This window comes from Hymenobacter sediminicola (assembly GCF_014250515.1).
Taxonomy (GTDB): domain Bacteria; phylum Bacteroidota; class Bacteroidia; order Cytophagales; family Hymenobacteraceae; genus Hymenobacter; species Hymenobacter sediminicola.
In genome coordinates this window covers 3,100,572-3,126,541 of record NZ_CP060202.1, presented here as the reverse complement: position 1 = coordinate 3,126,541, position 25,970 = coordinate 3,100,572, and the positions used below count along the sequence as shown (strand labels likewise).

At 58.1% G+C, this 25,970-nt stretch carries 22 protein-coding genes, 1 tRNA gene and 1 riboswitch; of the genes, 9 read left to right on the top strand and 14 right to left on the bottom strand.

The annotated features are described in order from the left end of the window. The first annotated feature begins 41 nt into the window (after positions 1 to 41). Positions 42 to 524 (top strand): Ohr family peroxiredoxin, encoded by a 483-nt coding sequence (locus tag H4317_RS13330; RefSeq protein WP_185887077.1) that lies wholly within the window; start codon positions 42 to 44, stop codon positions 522 to 524. An 86-nt stretch (positions 525 to 610) separates the two neighbouring features. Here H4317_RS13330 and sucC read toward each other — a convergent pair whose 3' ends face one another. Together sucC and H4317_RS13320 are read right to left on the bottom strand one after the other, a co-directional pair. Continuing rightward, positions 611 to 1,813 carry an ADP-forming succinate--CoA ligase subunit beta gene (gene sucC, locus H4317_RS13325; protein WP_185887076.1) on the bottom strand — a complete coding sequence of 401 codons (1,203 nt, stop codon included), beginning with the start codon at positions 1,811 to 1,813 and terminating at the stop codon, positions 611 to 613. A 230-nt stretch (positions 1,814 to 2,043) separates the two neighbouring features. Continuing rightward, positions 2,044 to 3,165 (bottom strand): glycoside hydrolase family 113, encoded by a 1,122-nt coding sequence (locus H4317_RS13320; RefSeq protein ID WP_185887075.1) that lies wholly within the window; start codon positions 3,163 to 3,165, stop codon positions 2,044 to 2,046. Positions 3,166 to 3,351: 186 nt separating this feature from the next. Here H4317_RS13320 and H4317_RS13315 point away from each other — a divergent pair, with 186 nt between their 5' ends. The 4 genes from H4317_RS13315 (at position 3,352) to H4317_RS13300 (ending at position 8,114) form a co-directional block, all read left to right on the top strand. Beyond that, the gene (locus tag H4317_RS13315; protein WP_185887074.1) at positions 3,352 to 4,008 is read left to right on the top strand and encodes an ABC transporter ATP-binding protein; all 657 of its coding nucleotides are present in this window, start codon (positions 3,352 to 3,354) and stop codon (positions 4,006 to 4,008) included. Between the two features lie 505 nt (positions 4,009 to 4,513). Beyond that, the gene (locus H4317_RS13310; RefSeq protein WP_185887073.1) at positions 4,514 to 5,317 is read left to right on the top strand and encodes a hypothetical protein; all 804 of its coding nucleotides are present in this window, start codon (positions 4,514 to 4,516) and stop codon (positions 5,315 to 5,317) included. 234 nt (positions 5,318 to 5,551) lie between these two features. After that, positions 5,552 to 7,471 carry a RecQ family ATP-dependent DNA helicase gene (locus H4317_RS13305; protein ID WP_185887072.1) on the top strand — a complete coding sequence of 640 codons (1,920 nt, stop codon included), beginning with the start codon at positions 5,552 to 5,554 and terminating at the stop codon, positions 7,469 to 7,471. Positions 7,472 to 7,499: 28 nt separating this feature from the next. Next, positions 7,500 to 8,114: a DUF4304 domain-containing protein gene (locus H4317_RS13300; RefSeq protein ID WP_185887071.1), complete on the top strand. Its 615-nt coding sequence runs from the start codon at positions 7,500 to 7,502 to the stop codon at positions 8,112 to 8,114. A gap of 78 nt (positions 8,115 to 8,192) precedes the next feature. On the opposite strand, the gene H4317_RS13295 is transcribed toward H4317_RS13300, so the two are convergent. From H4317_RS13295 to H4317_RS13260, 8 genes are all read right to left on the bottom strand, one after another. After that, positions 8,193 to 8,873, bottom strand: coding sequence for a type 1 glutamine amidotransferase domain-containing protein (locus tag H4317_RS13295; protein ID WP_185887070.1), 681 nt, complete (start codon positions 8,871 to 8,873; stop codon positions 8,193 to 8,195). A 36-nt stretch (positions 8,874 to 8,909) separates the two neighbouring features. Continuing rightward, the gene (locus H4317_RS13290; protein WP_185887069.1) at positions 8,910 to 9,905 is read right to left on the bottom strand and encodes an NADP-dependent oxidoreductase; all 996 of its coding nucleotides are present in this window, start codon (positions 9,903 to 9,905) and stop codon (positions 8,910 to 8,912) included. A 141-nt stretch (positions 9,906 to 10,046) separates the two neighbouring features. Further along, positions 10,047 to 10,484: an organic hydroperoxide resistance protein gene (locus H4317_RS13285; protein ID WP_185887068.1), complete on the bottom strand. Its 438-nt coding sequence runs from the start codon at positions 10,482 to 10,484 to the stop codon at positions 10,047 to 10,049. 30 nt (positions 10,485 to 10,514) lie between these two features. Continuing rightward, entirely contained in the window at positions 10,515 to 10,967 is a 453-nt protein-coding gene (locus H4317_RS13280) for a MarR family winged helix-turn-helix transcriptional regulator (protein ID WP_185887067.1), read from the bottom strand. 150 nt (positions 10,968 to 11,117) lie between these two features. Next, positions 11,118 to 11,417 (bottom strand): rhodanese-like domain-containing protein, encoded by a 300-nt coding sequence (locus H4317_RS13275; RefSeq protein ID WP_185887066.1) that lies wholly within the window; start codon positions 11,415 to 11,417, stop codon positions 11,118 to 11,120. A 95-nt stretch (positions 11,418 to 11,512) separates the two neighbouring features. Beyond that, positions 11,513 to 13,411 (bottom strand): T9SS type A sorting domain-containing protein, encoded by a 1,899-nt coding sequence (locus tag H4317_RS13270; protein WP_185887065.1) that lies wholly within the window; start codon positions 13,409 to 13,411, stop codon positions 11,513 to 11,515. Between the two features lie 169 nt (positions 13,412 to 13,580). Continuing rightward, the gene (locus H4317_RS13265; protein WP_260625667.1) at positions 13,581 to 14,387 is read right to left on the bottom strand and encodes a PASTA domain-containing protein; all 807 of its coding nucleotides are present in this window, start codon (positions 14,385 to 14,387) and stop codon (positions 13,581 to 13,583) included. 39 nt (positions 14,388 to 14,426) lie between these two features. Continuing rightward, a complete protein-coding gene (locus H4317_RS13260) occupies positions 14,427 to 17,126 on the bottom strand; it encodes a D-alanine--D-alanine ligase family protein (protein WP_185887064.1) in 2,700 nt (899 codons plus the stop codon). 195 nt (positions 17,127 to 17,321) lie between these two features. Here H4317_RS13260 and H4317_RS13255 point away from each other — a divergent pair, with 195 nt between their 5' ends. Continuing rightward, on the top strand, positions 17,322 to 18,512 hold the full coding sequence (locus tag H4317_RS13255) for a phosphoglycerate kinase (protein ID WP_185887063.1): 1,191 nt from the start codon (positions 17,322 to 17,324) through the stop codon (positions 18,510 to 18,512). Between the two features lie 98 nt (positions 18,513 to 18,610). Here H4317_RS13255 and H4317_RS13250 read toward each other — a convergent pair whose 3' ends face one another. The 3 genes from H4317_RS13250 to H4317_RS13240 are packed head-to-tail and all read right to left on the bottom strand — an operon-like array spanning position 18,611 to position 21,141. Next, positions 18,611 to 19,252, bottom strand: coding sequence for a hypothetical protein (locus tag H4317_RS13250; RefSeq protein ID WP_185887062.1), 642 nt, complete (start codon positions 19,250 to 19,252; stop codon positions 18,611 to 18,613). Positions 19,253 to 19,283: 31 nt separating this feature from the next. Continuing rightward, complete coding sequence (locus H4317_RS13245; protein ID WP_260625666.1) at positions 19,284 to 20,510, bottom strand: site-2 protease family protein; 1,227 nt, start codon at positions 20,508 to 20,510, stop codon at positions 19,284 to 19,286. Next, on the bottom strand, positions 20,464 to 21,141 hold the full coding sequence (locus H4317_RS13240; RefSeq protein ID WP_185887061.1) for an HAD family hydrolase: 678 nt from the start codon (positions 21,139 to 21,141) through the stop codon (positions 20,464 to 20,466). The genes H4317_RS13245 and H4317_RS13240 overlap by 47 nt, the downstream gene beginning before the upstream one ends. Positions 21,142 to 21,303: 162 nt before the next feature. Between H4317_RS13240 and H4317_RS13235 the strand changes: the two genes are divergently transcribed. The 3 genes from H4317_RS13235 (at position 21,304) to H4317_RS13225 (ending at position 24,134) form a co-directional block, all read left to right on the top strand. Further along, a tRNA-Ile gene (locus H4317_RS13235) sits at positions 21,304 to 21,377 on the top strand. Positions 21,378 to 21,505: 128 nt separating this feature from the next. Then, positions 21,506 to 21,579: riboswitch (Fluoride riboswitch) on the top strand. Between the two features lie 45 nt (positions 21,580 to 21,624). Further along, positions 21,625 to 22,917, top strand: a complete 1,293-nt coding sequence (locus H4317_RS13230; RefSeq protein ID WP_185887060.1) for a voltage-gated chloride channel family protein — start codon at positions 21,625 to 21,627, stop codon at positions 22,915 to 22,917. A gap of 167 nt (positions 22,918 to 23,084) precedes the next feature. Then, a complete protein-coding gene (locus H4317_RS13225) occupies positions 23,085 to 24,134 on the top strand; it encodes a LacI family DNA-binding transcriptional regulator (protein WP_185887059.1) in 1,050 nt (349 codons plus the stop codon). Positions 24,135 to 24,217: 83 nt separating this feature from the next. Here the strand turns inward: H4317_RS13225 and H4317_RS13220 are convergent, their stop codons facing one another. Continuing rightward, positions 24,218 to 25,906, bottom strand: a complete 1,689-nt coding sequence (locus H4317_RS13220; RefSeq protein ID WP_185887058.1) for a sodium/sugar symporter — start codon at positions 25,904 to 25,906, stop codon at positions 24,218 to 24,220. Positions 25,907 to 25,970: the final 64 nt, after the last annotated feature.

Genomic DNA, 25,970 nt, shown 5'->3' with positions numbered 1-25,970 from the left:
AAGCAGTTAGCCTTAGCACACAACCCGAACATTTTCTACTTATGGCTTCCACTGAAAAAAAGAACCTGTATACCGCCGACGCTACGGCTGTAGGCGGCCGTAGCGGCCACGTCCGCTCCGCCACCGGCATCATTGATATGGATATGTCGGTGCCGGAAGGACTTGGCGGCAAGAAGAACGCCACCAACCCCGAAGAACTGTTTGCTGCCGGCTACTCGTCGTGCTTTCAACAGGCTCTGCTCGTTATTGCCCAGCGCGCCGGCGACAAGCTCGACCCACAAACCGAGGTGAAATGCTCGGTAACACTGTTTCAGGAAGGCGAGGGCTACGGCCTGTCGGCTGTGCTCGACGTCGACCTGAAATCGTTCGATCAGCAGAAAACCGTGGAAATGGTGCGCCAGGCCCACAAAATCTGCCCGTACTCGGTAGGCACCCGCGGCAACATGGAAGTGGAACTGCGCGTGAAAGGCGAGGCCCTGCCCGTAGAAGCCGATGAAAACGCCGGTGTAGCTGCCAAAGGCTAACCGTAGATTCCATCAGCCCAACAAGAAAAGGCCCGTCCAGATATCCGGACGGGCTTTTTCTGTGCAAATGAGTGTGTCAGACGAACCTAGATGCCTTGGGCAGCCAGTACTTCTTTCACACGCTCAGCAGCATCTTTCAGCAATACAGCCGAGTACACTTTCAGGCCGCTTTCGTCGATGATGCGGGCGCCTTCTTCGGCGTTGGTGCCCTGCAGACGCACGATGATGGGCACTTTGATGTCGCCGATGTTCTTGTAGGCTTCTACCACGCCATTCGCCACCCGGTCGCAGCGCACGATGCCGCCGAAGATGTTGATGAGGATGGCTTTCACGTTCGGATCCTTCAGGATGATGCGGAAACCCGCTTCCACCGTCTGGGCGTTGGCTCCACCCCCTACGTCGAGGAAGTTGGCCGGCTCGCCGCCGCTCAGCTTGATGATGTCCATGGTGGCCATGGCCAGGCCAGCGCCGTTCACCATGCAGCCCACGTTGCCGTCGAGCTTCACATAGTTCAGGTTGGAAAGCGAAGCTTCCACTTCCAACGGGTCTTCCTCGTTGGTGTCGCGCAGCTCCACGAAGTCCTTGTGGCGGTACAGGGCGTTTTCGTCGAGAGTTACTTTGGCGTCAACGGCCAGAATCTTGTCGTCCGACGTCTTCAGAACGGGGTTGATTTCGAACATAGCCGAGTCCGTCTCGTCGTAGGCCTTGTACAGGGCCTGTACGAACTTTACCATTTCCTTCTGGGCTGGGCCAGTCAGGCCCAGGTTGAAGGCAATTTTAGCAGCCTGGAACGGACGCAGACCTACGCGGGGGTCTACATGTTCGCGGTGGATTTTCTCGGGGTGTGCCTCGGCAACTTCCTCGATGTCCATGCCACCCTCAGTGGTGTAGATGATGACGTTTTTGCCGGTCGCACGGTCCAGCAGCACGCTCATGTAGTATTCCTTGGTTTCCGAAGCGCCGGGGTAGTATACGTCCTGCGCAATCAGCACCTTGTGCACCTTGCGGCCTTCGGCGCCGGTTTGCTTAGTTACGAGCTGCATGCCGATGATCTGGCCGGCAATTTCTTTCACCTGCTCCAGGTTTTTGGCGAGTTTCACTCCACCGCCTTTGCCCCGGCCGCCCGCATGAATCTGGGCTTTGATAACGTACCAGCTCGTGCCGGTTTCTTCAGTCAGCTTCTTGGCCGCTTCCACCGCCTGCTCGGCAGTGTCGGCCGTGATGCCTTCCTGCACGCGCACGCCGTAGCGTTTCAAGATTTCTTTGCCCTGATACTCGTGAATGTTCATAAAGGTCGGTTAAAGAGATGTTCGGGGTGGGTTACTAAGCGCGAAAGTAGGCAAAAGGGGGGAGTAAGTGAAGAGATGATGCAGGGATGAGGTGAAAAGGGTCTGTCATCCTGAGCCTGCGAAGAACTTCATCACAGCAGAACGAGATGTTGATATGCCAGCTGTTCTATATTGATAAGGCCCTGCGCAAGCTCAGGATGACACATTCACCTATCTACTCCATCACCTCATCACTTTCCATACCACTGCGCCATCACCTGCTCGGCGGGTTTGTGCTGGGGCGTGAAGTCGAGGTGGCGTCGGGCAGAGCCACTGGGTTGCAGGCCGGGGTACCATTTCCAGATGAAGATGCCCTGAAACCACGGCTGCGGCCAGAACGTCTCGAACATCGCCTCGTAGCAGACGCGTTGTGTGGTTTCGTCGGGGGTGGTGGGCAGGGCGTTGCGGTCGGGCCATACCCAGGGCTGAATGGCGGCATCGGGCGTGGTTTTGTAGCCGGCTTCTGTGAACAGCACAGGCTTGCCATAGCGTTTCTGCACGGCGGCCATGCGGGCCAGCGGCGTGCGCCAGGCTTTCAGCAGTGCCGCTTTGGTGGGCCGCTCGGTGGTGCTGAGCGGGAAGTAGGCTTGCACCCCAATGTAGTCCAGCGCGTCCCAGAACTTCACCTGCTCGAACTCCCCGCTCCAGTTGGCGGCGTACGTGAGCGGGCCGTGATACACTTGGCGCACCCGCTCGATGAGGGCGCGCCACTCCGCCTCGTGGCTTACTGTTTTCTCCAGCTCCGTCCCGATGCACAGCGCCTCCATACCGTTGGTCTCGGCCAGCGCAGCATAGTGCACAATGAAGGTGGTGTACGCCGCAAACCACTGCTGCCAGTCGGCTTCGGAACGCATACTCACGTCGCCGGGCCAGGTGCCGCCGCTGCGCAGCCACAGATGCGGCTTGAGCATTGTCCGGATGCCACGCTGCCGCGCCAACAATGCCGTGCGGATGAGGCCCCGGTCACTTTCGCCCCAGTAGTTGCGGCTGCCCGCACCGGTATGCAGGCGCACTTGCGGTTGAGCCGCGTCGGGCTGCCAGCCAAAAGGTGTTTGGGCAATCCAGGTCACGTGGGCGCGCACCAGCGGCTCCATATCCTGGCTCGACGCAGAGTCGGCCGCCACCCAATTCACGCCCAGCAAACGACCCGCTACGCGGCGGGTAGCCGCAGAAGTTTCACCAGCATCAGCCGGCACTGATACGCGTGGAGCAGTATGCTGCTGCAGGGCAGCAACCGCTACCATGGCTAATACCAGTACTCCAGCCAGCAACCAAGCAACACGGTGGGCGACAGGAAACGGAGTAGCCATCATAAAATCGGTGTAGCATAAAAGACAAGACCCAAATTGTGCAAAACCGCCCGTATCTCCACTGCGTTAGCATCGGCACCGCACTGCTTAGCTGCCGTAAGGCGGATGAAATAGGGCTGGGCTGCGTAATCTGCGCGGCAAGCTGTAGATTTGTTTCCCGTATTCCGGCTCACTTCACCTGGTTCCGTTTTGCTGCAAGCCATAAACGTTCGTAAAAGCTACAACACGCTGGAAGTCCTAAAGGGCATCGATCTGACCATTGAAAAGGCGGAAATCGTGTCTATCGTAGGTTCCTCAGGAGCAGGCAAGAGCACGCTGCTGCACATTCTGGGTACGCTCGACAATCCGGATTCCGGCGAAATCCTGTTCGATGGAGAATCGGTCAGCTCACTGAAACGGTCAGAGCTGGCGCGCTTCCGCAACCGGCATATTGGGTTCATCTTCCAGTTTCATAACCTGCTGCCCGAATTCACGGCACTGGAAAACGTGTGTCTGCCAGCCTATCTAGCAGGCCGCTCAGAAAAAGAAACCCGCGTGCGGGCTCGCGAATTGCTTGGGATGCTGAACCTGGAGCGCCGCGCCGACCACAAGCCTTCCGAAATGAGTGGCGGCGAGCAGCAGCGTACGGCCGTGGCCCGTGCCCTTATCAACTCTCCTGAAATCATCTTTGCTGACGAGCCCAGTGGCAACCTCGACTCGCAGAACGCCCAGGAATTGCACCAGATATTCTTTCTGCTGCGCAAAGAGCTGGGCCAGACTTTTGTCATCGTAACGCACAACGACCAGTTGGCTGAAATGGCCGACCGCAAGATTACGATGAAGGATGGCTACATCTGGGAAGGCTAAATCCATTCCGGCAGCACAACTCAAAAGTATACCGCTGGCGCAAGTCAGCGGTATTTTTTGTGCCTAGTAGCAACCCGCTACGCTATGCCGGAAAATGGATCCAATTAGCAGCGAGGAACCCGGGCGCGTTGCTAGGCGTTTAGAACCCAACATTCCCACTCTCTCCGAGAGTGTATTACAGTCGATTAGGTAACGCGTCCGTTATTGCCCCGGACCGTTCTGTAGAAACCCCTTGCTCCGTTACCGGAACGGAGCAAGGGGTTATTTTTTGTGTAAAACTGGGTAGAATCTGTGCCGAGTATCTGGTCGGTTTTTGATGAAATGGCGCTGATGAAAGCCAAAAAGGTTAGTTGACTAACTGTTTTGGAAATAATGTTTGTAAGTGTCTGTTATTCAGTGATAAAAATTGATAAAAAATAGTCTGTTTTTTGCACCTTTGTAGGGGCTGAGGCGTTACATACTCAGAACACACAACGGTATTACAGGACATAAAAGGAAAGACGCCATGAGCGAAGCAACTAAGAACATCAAAGAGCCGGTTCGCAAGACCAAAATCGAGAGCTACGACATCTCGCGCTCCGACGAGACGCTGCATCTGGCGACGGACCTTGCTAAGTTTATCAAGGAAAACAAGCTTACCACTACGGTGCAAGGTAAGGAGTTTGTGAACGTGGAAGGCTGGCAGTATGCCGGTTCGCGCCTAGGCATTGTGCCTATCGTCGACCACGTCATCAACGTCTCGAACGACCAGGAAATTAAGTACCAGGCCAAGGTCACGCTGTTTGACATGCGCAGTGGCCATACGGTAGGGGCTGGCTTTGCAATCTGCTCGAGCAAAGAGCAGGGCAAGAAGTTCTACCAGGAGTTTGCCATCATGAGCATGGCCCAGACTCGGGCCATTGGCAAAGCGTACCGTAATATCTTGGCTTGGATTATTCGGGCGGCGGGTTACGAGCCGACGCCAGCTGAGGAAATGGAGTACGGCGGCAATACGCCCGCTGTAACCAGCCAGCCTGCTATGGCGGTTGTGCCTGCTGCACCGGTTGCTGAGGTTGCTGCCGCAGTTGAGGCCCCAGCCGCTATGAAGGCAGTAGCTGCTGAGCCAGCTGCGCCGGCCGTAGCCTATGCATCGGCTGCGCAGAAGGAAGAAATCATTCGCCTGCTGAACCATCCGGTTATTACTCGTCCGGAAAAGACGAAGATGTTGCTCAACATCAATCGTCTGGATGATGAGCGGGCTACTCAGGCTATTGCCAAACTGAAGAAGGCAATTGAAGATCGTGAAAATGGTCAAGCCGTTGCTGCCTAAGCTGCCACCAGAGTTATTGAAAGCCCGGCCCCGAATGGAGCCGGGCTTTTTGTTTGTGGGGTGACAATCGGCACCGGTAGGCGCGGGGCTTGTCCCGCCCGTCTTTGCACGGCTCGAGCGTCCGTAGTCCAACGACGGCGGAGAGCAAGCGCCGCCCCCTACGCGAAATGCTCTGCGCTTTCGATTCCAGCCGAGTGGCGCTACCTTCGTAGTCCGCCATATTCCTCAAATCAGTTGCTGCCCGAAACCGACGATATTCTACACGTGCTGCGCCAGACTTGGGGGCACACCCGGTTTCGGCCGCTGCAGGAAGATATTATCCGGGCGGTGCTGGCAGGGCAGGATACGCTGGCGCTGCTGCCGACGGGTGGCGGTAAAAGCATTTGCTTTCAGGTGCCTGCCCTGGCCCGGCCGGGGCTGTGTCTGGTGGTGTCGCCGCTGATTGCGCTGATGAAGGACCAGGTGGAAAACCTGCGTAAGCGTGGCATCAAAGCCGAAGCTGTGTATGCGGGCATGAGCCACCAGGAAATTGACCAGACCCTCGACAACTGCGTGTATGGGCCGATGAAATTCCTGTATGTGAGCCCCGAGCGGCTGCTGACGGACATGTTTCGGGCGCGGGTGGGCAAGATGAAGGTGAGCCTGCTGGCCATTGATGAGGCGCATTGTCTTTCACAATGGGGCTACGACTTCCGGCCGCCCTACCTACGGATTCAGGAGCTGCGCGAGTTGCTGCCGGGCGTGCCGTGCATTGCTCTCACGGCTACTGCCACCGAGAAAGTGCGGCAGGATATCATAGATAATCTGCGGTTTGGGGCCTCGCACCGGGTATTTCAGCAGAGCTTTGCCCGGCCCAATCTGTCGTATTCGGTGCTGAGCACGGAGGACAAGCTCAAGCGCATGCTGGAAGTGGTGCGCGGGGTAGGAACCGACAAAACCAGCATCGTGTATGCCCGCACGCGCCGCCAAACCGAGGAGGCGGCCAACTACCTGCACCAGCAGAACGTGGCCGCGGCGCCTTACCACGCCGGCCTGCCCAGCGAGCAGCGTACCCGCACTCAGCAGGACTGGATGCAGAACAAAACTCGTTGCATCGTGGCTACCAATGCTTTCGGCATGGGTATCGATAAGCCCGATGTGCGACTGGTAGTGCACCTCGACGCGCCCGACAATCTGGAGGCCTACTACCAGGAAGCGGGCCGCGCCGGCCGCGACGAGAAATACGCCTTTGCCGTGCTGCTGCAGGGCCCCAACGATGCCGACGAGCTGCGCCGCCGCACTCAGCAGGCCTACCCGCCGCTGGATACGGTGCGCCGCGTGTATCAGGCGTTGGCCAATTTCTCGCGCACGGCCGTGGGTGGCGGCGAGTTAGTGGCCTTCGACTTCGACATTCAGCAGTTTGCGGAAACCTACCGCATCAAGGCTCTGGATGCGCACAATAGCCTGCGCACGCTGGAGCGCGAGGGATTTGTGCAACTGAATGAAGCCGTCAACAACCCGGCCCGCGTCCACATTCCCATCGACCACACCGACCTGTACCGGTTTCAGGTGGCCAACCAGCAGCACGACCAGTTGATTAAGAGTCTGCTGCGCTTTAATGGAGGAGAGCTGTTCGCAGGCTTCCAGCGGATTTCGGAGAATAGTTTAGCCCAGCATTTGCGCCTGAGCGTGGTGGATGTGCGTAAGATGCTCGTGTTTCTGCACCGCTCCGGCATCATTCAGTACCAGCCCAAGCACGAGTCGCCGCAGGCCCTGTTTACTACCCCGCGCTTCGATGCCGACAAGCTGCCGCTGGACCAGAAACGCCTGAACCAAGCCCGCGAACTGGCCCGCCACAAAACCGAATCTGTGATTCGCTACGCCGGCGGTGGACGCTGCCGCCAGCAGCTGTTGCTGGAGTACTTCAGCGAGTTGGACGCGTCCGCCTGCCAGGTCTGCGACTTTTGCCTGGCCCGGAAGAAAGCACGCCAGGAAACAGCGCCGGCTCCTGAGTTGCGGGAGCAACTGGTGGCTTTGGTGAAAGCCAGCCCGCAGACGCCACGCGAAATTCTGACCCAGTTTGCGCCCGGCCAGGCTACTGCCGTCACGCAGCTGCTACGGGAGCTGGTGGAGCTTGGGGAACTGCGCTACGCGCCGGATGGGCGGCTGGGGTAGGAATTTAGATCCTTAGCCAGAAAGAGTTATGATAGATGAATTCGATGTCCAAGCTCAATTCACCCGGTTGCTGTCCGGTAAACTATGGCCGGAATTCAAGAAGCGCGGCTACAAGAGATACCGCGGCAACTTCCGGTACTACGATGCTGCTGGCTGGGGAAAGATCGTAAACGTGCAGAAAAGCGCGTTTTCTACCAAGGACAATATCAGCTTCACGATAAACATGGGTTTGTATCTGCGAGAAGCCGAAAGATACCTAATGGGCCGGGCCAGCGAAGACAAGTTTCTGGAGCCGGACTGCTTGGTACGAAAACGAATAGACAGCCTAGCTGGCAACGACTTAGATCTGTGGTACAACCTAGATGGCCAGACAGTCTGGTCTGACGTCGACGCAGTAGTTACTCAGGATGTCTATCGGGTTGTGCTTCCGTACCTAGACGGTATTAGGTCAGTAGAAGATATTCTGCATCAGCTGGTTCAAGAGCGAGGCCCTGATGTATTCGCCGGTATCAGGGCGCTATTCATATATGGCCGAAAAGCCGAAGCACGGCAATGGTTGGCGGACGAGCGGAATAGCACAGTGTACACCTACCGCAAGAAACAGCTTCAAGAACTAAGCAGAGAGCTGAATGCAATGGAATAAGCTCCATCAAAAAAAGCCGCCCCGGCGGCGCCTGAAACAGGTGCAACCAGGGCGGCTTAGATTGGAATCTGCTCGAAACTACTTCTTCAGCAGTTTCAGTAATTCCTCAGCGGCGGGCTCCGAGGAGGCGGGGTTCTGGCCGGTAATGAGGTTGCCGGCTTTCACGACGTACGAGGCCCAGTCGGCTCCTTTAGAGTAGTCGCCGCCGTTTTGCTTCAGCATGTCTTCCACTAGAAACGGCACCACGTTGGTTAGCTGTACAGCTTCTTCCTCGGTGTTGGTGAAGCCCGCTACTTGTTTGCCTTTTACCAGCGGCTCGCCATTGGCAGCTTTCACGTGGCGTAGCACGCCGGGCGCGTGGCACACGGCCGCTACCGGTTTGCCGGCGGCATAGAAGTTCTCAATTAGCTCGATGGACTTCTTGTCTTCGGCCAAATCCCAGAGCGGGCCGTGGCCGCCGGGGTAGAATACGGCGTCGTATTCAGCCGCCGAAACCGAGCCGAGCTTTACGGTGCTGGCCAGGGCTTGCTGCGCATCGGTGTCCTGCTTGAACCGCTTGGTTGCATCCGTCTGAGCGTCTGGGTCGTCGCTTTTGGGGTCGAGGGGCGGCTGGCCACCGGCTGGGGAAGCTAGTGTGAGCGTAGCGCCAGCATCTTTGAACACGTAGTAAGGCGCGGCAAATTCTTCGAGCCAGAAACCAGTTTTCTTGCCTGTGTCGCCGAGCTGGTCGTGCGAGGTCAGAACCATCAATATATTCATGGGAGTAGGGGAAATGGTGAAATTAGAACCAAGGCGCTAGGCCACTTTTACAAGGGCCTTACCGGTATTCTCGCCTTTAAATAGGCCCAAAAAAGCGGCCGGAATCTGGTCAAATCCTTCCGTCACGGTTTCTTCGGTCTGTAGCTTGCCTTCCTGGTACCACTGAGTCAGCTGTTTCACGCCTTCGGGCCACTGCGGTAGGTAGTCGCTCACAATGAAGCCCTGCAGCTTGGCACTGGTCTTGAGCAGCTTGCCCTCCGGACGCGGGCCAACAGGTGCTTCAGCGTCGTTGTAGCTGGAAATCTGGCCGCAAAGCGCAATACGGGCGTGCTTGTTGAGCAGGTCGTACACGGCATCCGTGATGGCGCCGCCCACATTGTCGAAGTAGCAGTCTACGCCGTTTGGGGCGGCAGCGGCCAGAGCAGCCGGAATGTTGGCGGTTTTGTAGTTGATGGCCTCATCGAAGCCTACTTCTTTGAGGTAGGCTACTTTCTCATCGGAACCAGCCGTACCAATCACGCGGGCTCCTTTTATTTTGGCTAGCTGACCCACAATCATGCCCACGGCCCCGGCCGCGCCAGACACCACTACGGTTTCGCCGGGCTTCGGCTGGCAGATATCCAAAAGCCCGAAATAGGCCGTGAGACCCGGCATTCCCAGCAGCCCCAGAAAATAGCTCACCGGCGCTGGCCCTGTCGGGATGCGCTGCAGGCCTTTGCCATCGGATAGGCTGTACCGCTGCCAGGGCAGGTTACCAACTACCACGCTACCTACCGGGAACTGCTCCAGATGACTTTCCACTACCTCTGCCACCACCCCACCCACAATGGGCTGGTCTACCTCGAAGGGCGCCACATACGACTTGCCAGCGTTCATGCGGCCCCGCATGTAGGGGTCCACAGAGACGTAAAGAGTCTTCAATAGCACTTGGCCCGCTGCCGCAGCTGGCACCGCGCTGGTCTCGAAGCGGAAGTTGTCGGCAGTAGGAGTGCCGCTTGGGCGGCTGGCGAGCAGAATAGTTTGGTTTTGCATAATGGGGAAGAACTGAAAAAAGAAAACTGCCATCCTAAGCCGCCAAACAGTTCAGCGCGTCCGGCGGGTAGAAGTACCAGCCAAGCGGAGAATAGCTAACGTGCGGCTCAGGATGGCAGCCTTTAAAAAGCTACTAGTAGCCTAAGCGGCTTCCGTAGTCGTCGTGAGGTTTACTTCGATGTTGCCACGGGTAGCACGCGAGTAGGGGCAGATGCCGTGAGCTGCCTGCACCAGTTCTTCGGCCTTCTGCTGCTCGAAACCAGGGATGTTGATGTGCAGGTCGGCCGAAATGCCGTAGCCACCGTCTTCGGCCTGCCCGAAACCAATCAGGGCTTCCACTGTCACACCATTCAGCTTCACCTGAGCCTGGCGGGCTGCTACGCCTAGCGCGCCTTCAAAGCAGGAGGCGTAGGCGGCCGCAAACAACTGTTCGGGGTTAGTGGAGTTCGGTTTGCCAGGGCCGCCCATTTCGCGCGGCGTGCTCAAGGGGAGGTTGAGCACTTCGTCTTTGGACGTAATCTGGCCGTCGCGGCCACCTTTGGCTTTCGCCTGTGCAGTGAAGATTTTTTCGATTTTCATCGGAAGTAGGAAAAGAAAAAGTAAAAAGGCCTAAGCCAAGTGAGTTAATAGATGACGCAGTTGTTGGCGCAATGCCTCAAACTCCGTCGGTGACATATTGAGCTGAGCAAAAACCTGCTCCGGCACCTTGCAGGCCTTTTCCTGCAATGCCCGGCCGGCTGGCAATAGCCCAATAATGACGGACCGCTCGTCGCGCGGGTCGCGCCGCCGACTGATCCAGTGCTTCTGTTCCAGGCGCTTGAGCAACGGCGTAAGCGTGCCGGAATCCAGCAGCAGCTTGTCGCCCAACTCCTTTACTGTCAATTCCTGATGCTCCCACAGCAGTAAGAACACGAGGTATTGCGGGTAAGTCAGGTCCAACTCCTGCAAAAGCGGCTGATAGGCCTTTGTGACCATGCGGGAAAGGGCATACAGTGGGAAGCACAGTTGGTTATCCAGCTGTTGCAGGGGATTGGGGTCGGTATGGGGCGTAGTATTGCTCATGTTGTTCGGGATATAAACGGATATGGTTGTGTAATGTTTAATTGTGTGCAACTAATTTTCACTGATGTTTGCATATCGGCCTGTGCACAAGGCATAAAAAAGGCTGCCTTCCGGATAGAAGGCAGCCTTTCGGGAGGCAAAAATAGCTGGCTAGCTCTGCTGATAAGCCTGAAAGCCACCCACCAAATTGCGTACGTGCGTAAAGCCTTGCTGGCTCAGGAATGCCTTCGCGGTGGCAGAGCGCCCTCCGCCTTTGCAATGCACGATTATCTCCTGGTCTTTTAAGTCCTCCAACTCTTCGAGCTTCTGGGGAAGCGTGCCGAGTGGGATGTTCTGGCTACCCTCAATGCGGCCTTCCTCATTTTCCCAAGGTTCGCGCACATCGATGATGGTTGGTGTCTGGCCAGCGGCCTGGCGTTGCTTTAGCTCGGCAGGGGTGATGTCGGGCATAAAATGAGAAAAAGGGTGGTGAAAAGATGTGGAAGGAATGGCAAAGGTGAGAAAAACTGCGCAGATGTGCCGCTGATCTGCGTGGTTCTAGGTCGTTATTTGGTCAGTATCAGGCGCTTCGTAACCGTCAACCCATCTGGCAAAGTAAGCTGAACCATATACAGCCCGGCTGGTAGCTCCCGCAGATCCAGCGCGGGCTGGCCCTGCTGTGCGGCCGGCTGCTGCCAAGCTACCCTACCCAGCGCATCCAGCACCAGCGCCCGGCTATAGCGACCCTGCACCTGTACTTGTCCATCCGAACTGGGGTTTGGATAGAGAGTATACCCTGCCGCTACGGCCGCCGGGGCTACGGCCAGCACGTTGTTGGTCATCACGGGCCGCAACATGAGGGCATAGCCGTCATAAAGAGGCGGAGTGGCGGGCGAAACAGTCGATTTAGGCTCCCAGAAACCCCGGGTAAACTGCCACATGGCATCGGCCGGTGGCACAGTATTCATGTCAACATTGATATTGAGCGCCGTACTGATAACCCCATGGCCATACCCGGCATAAAACACGCCACTCACCGCCACCGGACTAGGGAGAGCCACTTCCAGAAAAGTCTGCCCGGCCGGCAAAGAGTCAGGCAACTGAATGCTCTGCGTGGACTTGGGTAAGCGGGTCGGCGCATTACTATTCGCCGGATCCGCGTCCCAGACATTCACGGTTATCGTGCGGTTGGCCGCACTCGGGAACGAGGGCGAAATACGGATGCTGCGTACCTGGTCGGGCTTGTTCAACTCGAAGCGCAAGGCGTAGTAGTTGGTGGCCGAGCCCGGCTGCGGCACACTCACAGTAGCTTCGGCCGTGCCATCGTCGAAAGCATAATAGTCACTTAGCTCCGTCAGCCGAATAATATTGTCGTTGGGCAGCGTAAGCGGGTTGACACCGCCTTCACCGGTGTTTAGCTGGATGCGGTGCCGAATCGTTTTGGGGTCGGCCGTAACCGGGATAGGGCTGGTGCGCACGTCGCCTTCTATGCGCGCCTGGTATTGCGGGCTGCTCAGCGTGAAAGGCGGGGTGGTGGTGAATGCCGCCGCCGGCCCACTTGGCAGCACTTCCAATGTGCCTATCCACTGGCCGGGAACCGGAATATTGGTGGTCGAGAGGTTGTTGATGGTGGTGTACGTGGCTGGATTGAGCATGCTGGCCGGATTGGCTGCCGCGTTGTACTGCCACACCGGCATGGCCGAGCCCCGGGCCAGCAGGCTGCTCAGCGGCTTGCTGGTCGCCACATCCTGATATACCGAATCGGCCGTGGTCTGCACCGGAGCCAGCTTCACATAGTCGACGCTCCAGGAGTCATCGTTGCTGGCCAGACTACCTTTGGTGCGAAACCGAAACTGAAAATTGGCGTGCAGAAAGCGTGTCTGGTCAATGGCCACAAACTTGCGCCGGAATGCTTCGCGGGTGCCGTTGCTGAGCCGGGTCCAGACGGGCACCCAGTTGCCGGTGGCATCTCGGAATTCCAACTGTAACGACCGGGTGCGGGAACTGCTGCTCTGCTCCGGGGCCCGCAACACGTTGCCGGCCTGCCAGTAAAATCCGAGGTACAGCTTGCTGGCGACCGTGCTGGCGCTCAGGTCGATGGGCTGCGAGGTGAGCGTATCAATGTCGCTGTAGCCGCTGCCATACGGGCGGCCATCTTCCTTCAGCCCATCGAAGGTGGCCGTGCCGCGGGTGGGCGGTGCTACCGCAAACCGGTTGCTGACCAGTACGCCGCCCCTGTCCTGCCACAATTGGGCATTGGGCCGCCCGTCCAGGGGTGTCGTGAAGTCATCAAAAAAGGGCAAGGCCAGCGCCTGGCCGCGCTGGGCCGTGGCCTGCGGGCGGAATGTGCCCGGCGAAGTGCGGCCGGGGTCGGAGGTAAGAGGCCCCAGCTGCGCCAGGCCAGCCAACGGCAACAGACTCAGAAACGATAAAACAGAGAGGCGTAAAGGTTTCGGACACATCATCGGGACTAAGTTAGGATACCTGCATCAAACGTGCCTGCAACAGAGAAAATTTCAGGCGTTGCAGGAAAAAGCTCCATCCAGTAAACTGCCTTTCAGCCAGAAGCCCTTACCAAAACAGCTGCAGAGCAACTGTCCCGATAAGGGCTTCTGGTAAGGGTGAAATGTGTGCTTAGTTAACGCTCTTCACCGGCTCGTCGCCCGCCACCCAGATATCAACCAACTGGCCCATGCGGATAGTGGCGCCGGGAGTAGCCACGGGGCGCTGCTTCACCACCGTGCCATCGGTTTCGCCGTCCTGGGCAGGCTGGTAAAATACTTCGCCCAGCTGCAGGCCCTGGCCTACCAGCAGTGTGGTGGCTTCGTCGGCGGGCATGTTGATGAGGTTAGGCACCGGGAATTCCTGGTTGCCGAGGCCATCACCTACTTCCAAGTCTACTTTGGTGCCTTTGGCAATGGCCGCGCCGGGCGCAATGTCTTTGCCCCCTACCAGCTGCCGTAGCACGGCATTCTGCTGAATGTTGGGCACCAGCTTGATCTGGCCCACCACCAAGTCGTAGCTGCTCAGAATCATCTGCGCATTTTTCACTGAGCCATCGGTCAGCTTGGGCATCTTGATGACGGGTGGGTTTTTCATGGCCACCGTAATGTAGATTTTCCGGTCCTCCTTCACCTTCTCGCCGGGCGCGGGGTCTTGGTTGAGCACCGTGAACGGCCGGGTACCAGGGTTGTAGGAGCTGTCATCGACGTAGAACCGCAGGTTCCGCTCGTCGAGGTAGTCTTCCAGGTCGGCTTGGTTCATGCCCGTGATTTTGGGCACCACTATGGTTTCGCCGTGGTTGGTGGTGAGGGGCAGATACACGAAAAAGAACCCAAACACCAGTACCGCTGTGGCCACGCCAATCACCAGCAAGTGTTTTACAAGGTCAAGCGGCGTATCAGATTTTAGAAAGGACATCTTATCAATAGGAGTGAGCAAGCGGAAGAAGAAGGAGGAAGTAACGCTAAAACCAGCAGTTTAGCTTTTCAGCGCCAGCTTTTCGCTTCTCTTCTTCCCAAAATCCAGAATCTGGTCGATGAACTGATAGGGCGTATAGCCGGCCAAGGCAGTCTGGTGGAATATGCAGGTGGCGGGCGTCATGCCAGGCAGGGAGTTCACCTCAATAATAAGTACCTCCACGGCGCCATTGTCGCGCACCCGCACAAACGCGTCGATGCGGGCATAGCCCTGAATGTCGAGCACCTCGGCCACGCGGCGCAGTTCAGCTTTCACTTCCTCCGAAATACGCTGGCGCTCCTGCGGCTCCGGAGCGTAGCGGGCTGGCGTAATGTTCTGGCCTTCGCCGGCCAGAAACTTCTCCTCCAGGCTCAATACCTCACCTGTCGCCAAGGCTTCCGAGGCCTCAAACACCTCAATCTGCAGCTCGCCATTGGGTCCGAAGTGCGTGAGTAGGCCGCCCGTTACTTCCAGGAAATGAGCTGCCCCATCGCGCGAAATCAAGGTTTCCACCAGGAAGGCATCCTTCTGCGGAAACTCCTCCTTGAAGCCTAGGTGGAGTGTGGCGGCATCCTCGGGCATCAGGTCTTCCTGGTCACGGAAGATGAGGCGCGTGAAAGCCTCCAGCTCGGCGCGGGTCTTGATTTTCTTCACGGCCGAGGAGCAGCCGTCGTCGGCGGGCTTGGCAATGAAGGGGTAAGGGAACTGCGTTTCGAGGCTGCGGTAGAAGCCTTCGGCATCGGCCTGCCACTCCAGACGGCTGGCCATGCGGTGCTCGGCCACGCGCAGCCCGGCTTCGCGGAGGCGGCGGTTCGTTTCGAACTTGTTGATGGTAACGGAGCTGGAATCGGCACCCGAGCCGTTGTAGGGTAGCCCGAACTTTTCCAACTCACGCTGTAGGGCACCATCCTCGCCGGGGCGGCCGTGCAAAGCAATAAACACCTCGTCTACCATGTCGGCCAGTTCCTCGAACGAAACGCGGCGCGGCTGCGCCGTGGCTTGGCCGGCGTAGGTGCTAGTAATTGCTTCAGCCTCGCGGCGGATGCGGGCCAGCACCGGATGCAGGTCGTGGCCGGCCTCGGCGTATTCTATTTTCTCCCGGATGTCGTCGGCGTTGTCCTTCAGCATCACGTTGATGGGCAGCACATACAGCCTGAACTCTTGGCTGTTGCCGGCCAGAAACACCGGCACCGGCTCGTACTTCACGCTGGAGCTGAGCTTCTCGTAGATGTTTCGGCCGCTTTCCACCGAAATGTGCCGCTCCGACGAGTAACCACCCATAATCACGGCTACTTTGGTGCGGGTGCGCTCCTCATGGGCCCGCGAAGCCACAGCCGTGTCGAGGCGGGCGAGCAGGCCGGCCAGACGCACCGGCTGCATGCCGCCGCGCCGCCGCGCCGCCACCGACGTGCGAATCAGGAAGGTGAGGAACTGCGACGGATTGAGCCCGATTTCGGCGGCCTGATGGAAGAAGAACGAAGCCGGCAGCATGCCCGACGTGGTGTTCGGGTCGTTGAGGAACAGCTGTCCGTCCTGGGCCAGAAAGCCGTCGAGGCGGGCGTATACCTGGAAGCCAAACGTGGTGAACATTTCCTCGCAGGCCTCCCGGATGCGCTGGATTTCGGTTTCGGGCAGGTCGATGGGGGTGATTTTGCGCGACAGACCGGGAAGGTATTTCGAGCGGTAGTCGAACATTTCCTCGCCCTTCACAATCTCCGTGGGCGGCAGCGCCAGCGGCTTGCCGCTCGGGTCTTCTACCACGATGCACGAAAACTCGCGGCCGTGCACGAAGCTTTCCACCAACACCTGCGACTCGCCATCCACGTTGGTCAGGCGTACCGCGTCAGCAGTTTCCAGCCGCTCGCTGAGCGTGTTGAGCAGTATTTCAGGATGGTAAATCACCGTCGGCTCGTCGTCGAGCACGACTGGCAGCCCGATGCCGTCGCGGATATCGGTGAGGTGCTGCACCCAGGCCAGCTTGTCGCGCTCCGAAAGGCGCTGCCAGTCGTCGCGAGTCACGGTTTTGCGGAACAGGCTGCGGTCCATAGCGGCCTGGAACTTGGCTACATCTACTTCGCGCAGGATGCTGATGCCAATGCTGCTGCCCTGGCGTGGTGCCTTGAACACCAGCGGCAAACCTAGTTCCCGCACGAGGTAGTCGAGGGTGGCCTGCGGGTCAGCAGCGTCCCACTCTTCGGCCGTCACGACGCGGAAAGCCGGCGTGGGGCGGCCCAGCGCGTGCAGCAGCTTTTTCTGCGCAATCTTATCAATACCGAAAGCCGAGGGCAGGATGCCGGAACCCGAATACGGAATACCGTACCATTCCAGCAGCCCCTGAATGGCGCCATCTTCGCCGGCCGGCCCGTGCAGAGCCAGGAAGGCGAAATCCATCAAGTCACGCAGCTCGTGGGGCTGCACGCGGCGGCCTACTTCTGCAATAATGCGGTCCTGCTCGGTCTGCGTCAGCTCGCCCAGGCTTTCCAAATACACCTGAAGCTTGTGCTCGGAAACGGGCAGGGCCGAAACCGGCGGGTAAAAGTCCCGGATGGTGCCTTTATAGATGTAGTGCCAGTCGAGCAAGATGAAGTTGCCGCGGCTGTCCACGAACACAGGCACGGCCTCAAACAGCGCCTTGTCGAGGTTGTCGTATACGGTGCGGCCGCCCGCGAAGCTGATTTCCCGCTCACGCGACGGGCCGCCGAAGAAGATGCCAATTTTCATAGGTAGCGCAAAGGTAGTGTTTCGGGGGAAGAGGTGACACGCTACAAACGAAACGAAAAGAAGGTTCGGGAACGAGCTTTCGGCCCCGCCAGCGCCTATGGCTCAGGATAGGGCTGCAGCTTGAGCTTGGAGGCTAGGCAGCACTTCACAGCTTGAAATCTTACCTTCGCCCATCCTCAACCCAATCCTTATTCCATGCAAACCCTCGATCAGTACAACTTCGCCGGTAAGCGCGCCGTGGTGCGTGTTGACTTCAACGTGCCGCTCGACAAAAGCTTCGCCATCACCGACGATACCCGCATCCGCTCGGCTACTCCTACCATCAAGAAGATTCTGGCCGATGGCGGCTCGGTAGTGCTGCTCTCGCACCTGGGCCGGCCCAAAGGCGGCCCCGAGGATAAGTATTCGCTCCGGCACATTGTGGCCCGTCTTGGCCAAGAGTATGGTCAGGAAGTACAGTTTGCCGATGACGTGCTGAAGGCACAGGAGCAAGCCAAGGCGCTGCAGCCCGGCCAGATTCTGCTGGTAGAAAACGTGCGCTTCTATGGCGAGGAAGAGAAAGGCGACGCCGCATTTGCCGAAAAGCTGGCTCCGCTCGGCGACGTATATGTGAACGACGCCTTCGGGGCCGCGCACCGCAAGCACGCCTCTACGGCCGTAATGGCCAGCCACTTCGCGCCCAAGGACCGGGTGGCCGGCTACCTGCTGCAGAGTGAACTGGACAACGCCAAAAAGGTGCTGGAACACGCCGAGCGGCCCTTCACGGCTATCATGGGCGGCGCCAAAATATCCGACAAAATCATGCTGATTGAAAAGCTGCTCGATAAGGTGGACAACCTGCTGATCGGCGGCGGCATGGCCTACACGTTTGCCAAAGCGCAAGGCGGCCACATCGGCAGCTCGCTGCTGGAAGCCGACAAAATGGACTTGGCCCTGAGCCTGATTGAGAAGGCCAAAGCCAAGGGTGTGAATCTGGTGCTTCCCACCGACAGCCTCATTGCCGACAAATTTGCCAATGATGCCCAGACGAAAGTGGCCTCGAACAGCGAAATTCCTGACGGCTGGATGGGCCTCGACCTGGGTCCTGAGTCAAGCAAAGCGTTTGCCGAAGTGGTGCGCCAGTCGAAAACCATCCTCTGGAACGGCCCAATGGGCGTGTTTGAGATGAGCAGCTTCGCTAAGGGTACGGAGGCCGTAGCCCAAGCCATTGCCGATGCTACCGAAGCCGGCGCGTTCAGCCTCATCGGCGGCGGCGACTCGGCTGCGGCAGTCAACCAGATGGGCTTCACTGATAAAGTGAGCTACATCAGCACCGGTGGCGGCGCGCTGCTGGAGTATATGGAGGGCAAAGAATTGCCCGGCGTAGCCGCATTGGAAGGCCGCTAAACAGTACCCCGCAACCACAGAAAAGCCCGGCAGATGCAGCGTCTGCCGGGCTTTTCTGTGGTTGCGGGGTACTGTTGATTTCCTGATGAGGCTACAGGTTAATTCACGTAAGGCATTTCCAGGTCCTGACCCATGCTGCGCAGGTTTTCGGTGGAGAGGCGCCCGGTGAGGCGGGTGGTGCTGGCGCGGGTTTCGGCTTCGGTCAGCACGTCCAGCGTGTGCAGCCAGTTCAGGCGGCTCAGCTGTATTTCAATGGGCCCCAGCGGATTAATCTGGCCGTACTCGTGGCGGAGGTAGCCTTTGGTGCGGCGCTCTAGACTCTGGGCAAAACCATGCAAGGCATCCTGTTCATCTGTGCGGTCGGCCAGAATAACGCTGGAACGTGCCGTCAATAGCGCAAACTCGCGCCACTGGTACTGCCAGCCATACCAGATATAGGCTCCCAGGCTACCGCCCAGGCCCAGAAACCACAGCCAGAAGTCCACGACAAAGGTGGCGTCCTCGTGGTGGTCGAGAGTGAACGTAAACAGGCACCAGCACACGATGGCCAGCAGGCTCAACAGCTTTTTATGCGGCACCGTATTGCGGCGCTCTACCCGCACCGGCAAGATTTCTTCGTAAGGGAGTTCTACTTCCAGTATAGCCCGCCCCGTGGCTTGGCGCTGGCAGATATATAGCCCATGCTGGCGCAGAGCCAGCTGGGTACTGCCGGCCCACAGCCGGCGTTGTTCAAGTTGCATCAATTAGACAAAGGGGCTTCGGCTCACGCCACTACATAAATTTGAAAGGACTGGGCGTAAAGCACAGTGCAAAAATAGCCAACATTAGCCAGCCCAGCACCTTGCGGCCGGGTGAAAGTGGCGTTTCGTCGGGAGCAGCGGGGTGAAAGATGCCCATTACGCGACTCAGCAGCAGCCCAAATACCAGCCAGCCCGGGTTGCCGAGTATTCCCGGCCAAGCCACCGTGCAGGCCAGCTGGGCGGCCCATATTCCTAGGCTAAGAAATAGCGCCCGACGTGGCGTGGGCACTACTCGCCGGAGTACCAGAAATAGGTAAGCGAAGTACGGAAGGCCCCAATACAGCCACTGCTGCCTGTCGCTCTGCAATGAAAACAGCCCCAAGCCTGCATAAAAAATAAAGGCCACAAACAACCCCGCCGACAGCCGATTGAAGCGCCGGGCACCAAGCAGCCCGTACAAGATATGGCCACCATCCAGCTGGCCGATGGGCAGCAGGTTGAGGGCCGTGAAGAACAACGCCAGTGCCCCGGCCATCAGCACCGGATAGTGCATGAGCTCGTTGGGGTGAGGCAGGCGGGTAGGATCGGCAAACAAATATTCAAGCCCTTGGTAAAGCAGGGGCTGAGCCAGCGCCATCCCTTGGCCACCTCGGTATACATACTGAGCATACTCGGCTCCGTACTGGCGGTAATCAGGATGAATCTGAAAAAGGTAGTCGAGCGGCGGCAGGTGAGTGAAGCCGTAAATCAGCACGGGTACTGCAACCAGAAACCCGGCTAGCGGGCCCGCCAGCCCAATATCAAAGAACTCCCGCCGCGAGAATATGCGGTCCTTGATGCGGATGATGGCCCCAAATGTGCCGATGGTATTGAAATAGCCTGTGAAAAACGGAATGAAGAAGGGCAGCGTAGCCCGTACGCCATTACGACGGGCTGTGAAATAATGCCCGAACTCGTGCACAGCCAGCACTGCCAGAAACGGCAGCGAAAACCATAGCCCCTGCTGCACTTCAGCGGCCGTAAGCCCCGGCGCACCGAACGTGACTTTGCCGGTCACCCACTCGGCGCCTGCCAGCGTGGTAGTGGCCAGCGTGATGAGAAATAGGCTTAGGTGCAATACGTAGCGGCGCCAGCGCGGCGGCTCCGGTTTCTCGTAGCGGGTGAAGGATGCCTCCAGGTCTTCGGCAGGTGAGAGAGGCGGAGCCGCTGCGTCAGGAAAGGGGAGGAGCGGCGGAGTATTCTCGGTCGGGAAAGGCACGGAGGGCAGCGGGCAGAGCGTCGGTGAGGGTAAGCGGCGGGGCCAGAAAAAGGGTGTGTAGGCCCAGCCGGCGGGCAGTTTCTATATGTTGAAAACTGTCCTCGATGAAAAGAGTTTCTTCGGCTTTCCAGTTCATCTCGCGTAATGCATGCTGGAAAATCTCCTCGCCGGGCTTGCGCAGCCCCACTTGCTGCGAGTAGAAGACTCGGTCCAGGCAGTCGGCAATGCCCTGCTCGAATCCGTACTGCCGACGAAGTACACGGTTTATTTCCTCGATGTGAATCTGGTTGGTGTTAGAAAGCAGCGCTGTTTCGTGGCCCTGGGCGCGCAACTCAGCAATAAGTACCAGCCGCTCAGCGGGTACGTCCAGCAGTAGCGCGTTCCAGGCCGCATCCAATTGCTCGTCGGTAGCATCTAGCTCATATGTGGTCCGCAGGCCCTCCCGAAACTCCTGTGGCGTCAGGCGGCCGGTTTCCATCAGGTCAAACAGCTCGGATTGGGCTGCTTGAGTAAATTCTATAGTGCTGCCATGCCGGTGCAGGCGGCGCATGGCTTCCAGCGTGTGCTGGTAATCGATATTGATGATTACACCGCCAAAGTCGAACAGCAGATTGGGAAGTTTCCGGGACATAAGAGAAGAGAATAGCGCCGTGGCGGAGTGGCCGCACAAGCAAGGTAAGTAAGCAACCAGCACCTCATTTCACTATTTAGCTCCTGACCGATTGCAAATACGGCCACAAACTTCGAAGTTTGCAGCGTCGAAATCAATGGCTGCGGCACTTGGTTTGGCACCGGGCCTATAGCTCAATCGGTTAGAGCAGCTGACTCATAATCAGCAGGTCACTGGTTCGATTCCAGTTGGGCCCACGCTTGAAACCCGCTTTACACCTGTGTAGAGCGGGTTTTTTGTTTCAGCCAGCGGGGGAGCGGTACAGCGTTGAGTTGGTGCGCAGGGAATCCGAATCAAGTTATTTCTAGCAACACTATATTTGTGCTTTGCATACGGTGATGGATTTCCACCGCGAACCGCCAAAGTGCTCTACTTTGCGCTGATGATTCCTACTGAACAGCTGGCCCCGAAGGCTGGCCAGGTAGCTTTTCATGTGGTTCGTATATGTTGCTCTCTACTTTCTTTCGTCACTTGCCTGCTCGCCTGCGTGGCCTGGAATCAACTGCTACTGCGGTGTTTCTGGGGCGTTGGCTGCTATTCAGCGTACTGGTTGGCGTGCTGGCTGGTTCGGCTTCAGCCTTTTTTCTGGTCGCACTCGACTGGGCGACGAACTGGCGCGAACAGCAACCGTGGGTGTTGGCGCTACTGCCCGTGGCCGGTATGGGAATTGGGCTGGCCTATCAGTATTTCGGCAAGCAAGCAGTACGTGGTAACAACCTGATTCTGGAGGAAATAGATACACCCCGTGCCCCGATTCCGTTGCGGCTGGTGCCGTTGGTGCTGGGCGGCACGCTGGCTACGCACCTGTTCGGCGGCTCTGCTGGCCGTGAGGGTACGGCCGTGCAAATGGGAGGTGCCCTGGCCGACCAGCTTACCCGCTTGCTGCGGCTGCGCCCCCGCGACCGGCGGCTGTTGCTGATTGCGGGCATGAGTGCAGGGTTTGCTTCGGTATTTGGAACGCCGCTGGCCGGAGCTGTATTCGGGCTGGAAGTGTTTCTGCTGGGTTCCATCCGCTACGATGCGGTGCTGCCCGCCTTCCTGGCTGCCATCAGCGCCGACTTCGTGACGCGGGCCTGGGGTGTAGGGCACACGCAGTATCCGCAGCTGGCCGCTTTCCCAATTACGCCGCTGGGGCTGGGCAGCACATTGCTGGCCGGCGCATTATTTGGGCTGGTAGCGCGCAGCTTTGCTGTACTTACGCACTGGCTCAGCCGGCAATTTGGGCGCATTGCGTATGCGCCGCTGCGGCCGGTGTTAGGTGGAGCGTTACTGGTGAGCATCATTTGGGCGTCGGGCACCACGCGCTATGTAGGCTTGGGCATACCTGTCATTGTGGAGGCGTTTCAGTTACCGTTGCCCCCGGCAGATTTTGTCTGGAAGCTGCTCCTGACGGCCCTCACGCTGGGTTGCGGGTTTAAGGGAGGAGAAGTAACACCGCTCTTTTTTATTGGTGCGGCCCTTGGGTCGGCGTTGGCGGTGGTGCTGCCGCTGCCGGTGGCGCTGCTGGCGGCCATGGGGTTTGTGGGCGTATTTGCGGGCGCCGCCAACACGCCGCTGGCCTGCCTGCTGATGGGGCTGGAGTTGTTCGGGGTGCAGGGCGCGGTGTATCTGGCGTTGGCATGCGTGGTGGCCTACCTGTTTTCCGGCCATCGGGGTATCTATGGTGCGCAGGTCATTGGGCAGGCCAAACACCCGCGCTACGGCCGGCATCAGGGCAAACGGCTGAATGAACTGTAGATTCTGCGGAGCTAGTGTACCACAGGCGCGGTCATCTGACCGCCAACGCGTAGCTTAGTGGGAGTAAGGCAACACAGGAATGCATTTCCTCGCCAGAACCTGCTGGGCCTCAAAAACAAGCCGAAAACTACCCGCCCGGCGGCAGGTTATTCATTCTACCACGTGGCATGGCCAAGGGAAATAAGCGCATCTCCATTTCTGATTTAGCGGAGCAACTGGGCCTGTCCATCTCCACTATTTCGCGGGCGCTCAACAATGCTTCTGATGTGAGTGAAGCAACCCGGCAGCAGGTGTGGGCTCTGGCCGAAAAGCTCAACTACCGCCCCAACACACTGGCTGCTGCGTTGCGCAAAGGCCGCAGCAACATGCTGGGCGTGATTGTACCGCACATCAACGGGGCGTTTTTCCCGGCGGTGGTGCACGGCATCGAGGAAGTAGCCAGCAAAGCAGGCTTCAGCGTCATGATCTGCCAGTCAAATGAAGACGAGGCCCAGGAAAAAAAGCACATCGAGGCCTTGCTCAATGCGCAGGTCGACGGCGTGCTGGTCTCCATGTCGAACACTACGCGTGACCTGAGCCATTTCGAGAAGGTGCGGCACCAAGCTACTCCGCTCGTGTTTTTCGACAGAATGCCCGCCCTGCAGAATGCCTGCGGTGTGGTAGTAGACGATTATCGGGGTGCCTACCAGGTGATGGAGCATCTAATTAAGCAGGGCTGCCGGCGCATTGCGCATCTGGCCGGTCCGCAAACCATCAACACCACCTTCGACCGGCACCGTGCCTACCACGATGCGCTACTGGCCCACAACCTGCCCTATAATGCGCAGCTGGTAATTCCGCTGGCGGGCTCCGGCACGGCCGCAGGCGCCGCAGCCATGCAGCAACTGCTGGCCCGCACGCCACGCCCAGACGCCGTGTTTTCAGCCTATGATTTTGCGGCCGCCGGAGCGCTGCAGGCCATAGAAGAGCACGGCTTGCGTGTGCCGCAGGATATGGCGCTGGTTGGCTTCAGCAACGAGCCCTTTACCACCATGATCAAGCCGCAACTGACCTCCGTGGATCAGCGAGGACAATTGATGGGCGAGGTAGCAGTACAGCTGTTCCTTCAGATTCTGAAGCGGACAGAGTATTTCACCGGTCAGCGTATCGTACTTAAGCCCACGCTCATTATCCGCAACTCTTCATTGCGGGAGCAGATTGGAGCTAGTCTTGTGTAATGAGTAAAAAACAAAACGGCGGCCCGGTCGGCTCTGGAAAGAGCACAGACCGGGCCGCCGCTGTACGAACGTTATCGGACCGCTTACCAGTAGATAGTGTAGAGCGCCGTGAGGATGGTAACAATGACCATTGCTCCGATGGTAAAGCTGCGCTGGGGCCGAAACATGCTGCTGTCCACTTCCAGACCGTTAGTTTTTACCCCTCGGTTGGTCTCGATTACGCTAATAATCACCATGGCAACAACGCAGATAATGAAGACGAAACCCATCCGGTCGAGGAAGGGAATTTCGTAGACGTCCGCTGCATTCGGTACCGCGAAGCCCATTGGAGCCAGCCACGACAGGTCCGTCATGTTGGGCAGGAACTTGAACAGCACCGACATCAGGAAGCCGCCAATGGTGGCAAACAGGGCCGCCGTGGACGTGGTGCGCTTCCAGAAGAAGCCCAGAATAAACATGGCAAAAATGCCCGGCGACACAAACCCGGTATACTCCTGAATGTACTGGAAGCCGCCTTTCTTATCGATGCCAAGGTGAGGCGCAATCAGGACGCCCAGAATCATGGCCACTACCACGGCAATCTTGCCCACAGCTACCATTTTCTTCTCGGAAGCATCCACGTTGAGTACCTTCTTGTAGATATCGAGGGTGAAGATGGTGGCAATGGAGTTGGCTTTGCCGGCCAGTGAGGCCACTACGGCCGCCGTAAGTGCAGCGAAGGAAAGGCCTTTCAGACCCGTAGGCAGAATATTGAGCAGCACCGGATAGGCCCGGTCAGGGTTGACTTCGCCGCCCTGCATAAACTCAGCCGCCCCAAACACATCTTGCTTGTAGAGCACATAGGCCGCAATGCCGGGCAATACCACAATCACCGGCATCAGCAGCTTCAGGAAAGCCGCGAACAGAATGCCGGCACGGGCTGTGGGCAGGTCGGCGCCGAGGGCACGCTGCGTGATGTACTGGTTGCAGCCCCAGTAGTTGAGGTTCACAATCCACATGCCGCCCAGCAGCACCGTGAGGCCCGGCAGGTCGATGTAGTTGGGGTTGTCGCGCTTGAAAATCATCTGGAAATGGTCGCCGGCCTGCTCAGTCATCAGGTTGAAGCCGTTGAGTACGCCGGTCTGGCCGTAGTGCTCCGCTACCATGTTGAGGGCCAAATACGTAGTAGCCAAGCCGCCCAGAATCAAAAAGAACACTTGAATTACGTCGGTGAAGCCGATAACCTTCATGCCGCCCAGCGTGATGATAATGGCGAAGGCCGCCAGGGCGTACATGCAGAACTCCAGGTTCAGGCCCGAAATGCTGCTCACGGCAATAGCGCCGAGATACAGGATGGAAGTCAAGTTGACTACCACGTACAGCATCAGCCAGAAAATGGCCATAATCATGGCCACGGTGCCGTTGTAGCGCTGATGCAAAAACTGCGGCATCGTGAAGATTTTATTCTTCAGGTATACCGGGATGAAAAACACGGCCACAATGATGAGCGTGAGAGCTGCCATCCATTCGTAGGTGGCTATGGCTAGGCCCATCTTGAAGCCCGAGCCCGACATGCCCACAAACTGCTCGGCGGAAATGTTGGAGGCTATGAGCGAAGAACCGATGGCCCACCAGGTAAGGGAGCCTTCGGCCAGGAAGTAGTCTTTCGAGTCACCCTCGGCGGTGCCATCGTGGCCAGTTTTGCGGCGGTAGATCCAGATGCCGTAACCGGCAACAATCAGAAAGTAGACAAAGAAAACGATGTAGTCGAGGGAGGAGAGCTGGTGCTGCATAGCGGACAGACAGGAGTGAATAGACACAAACAAGGCGAGGCCGCAGCCTCGCCTTGTTCCGTGG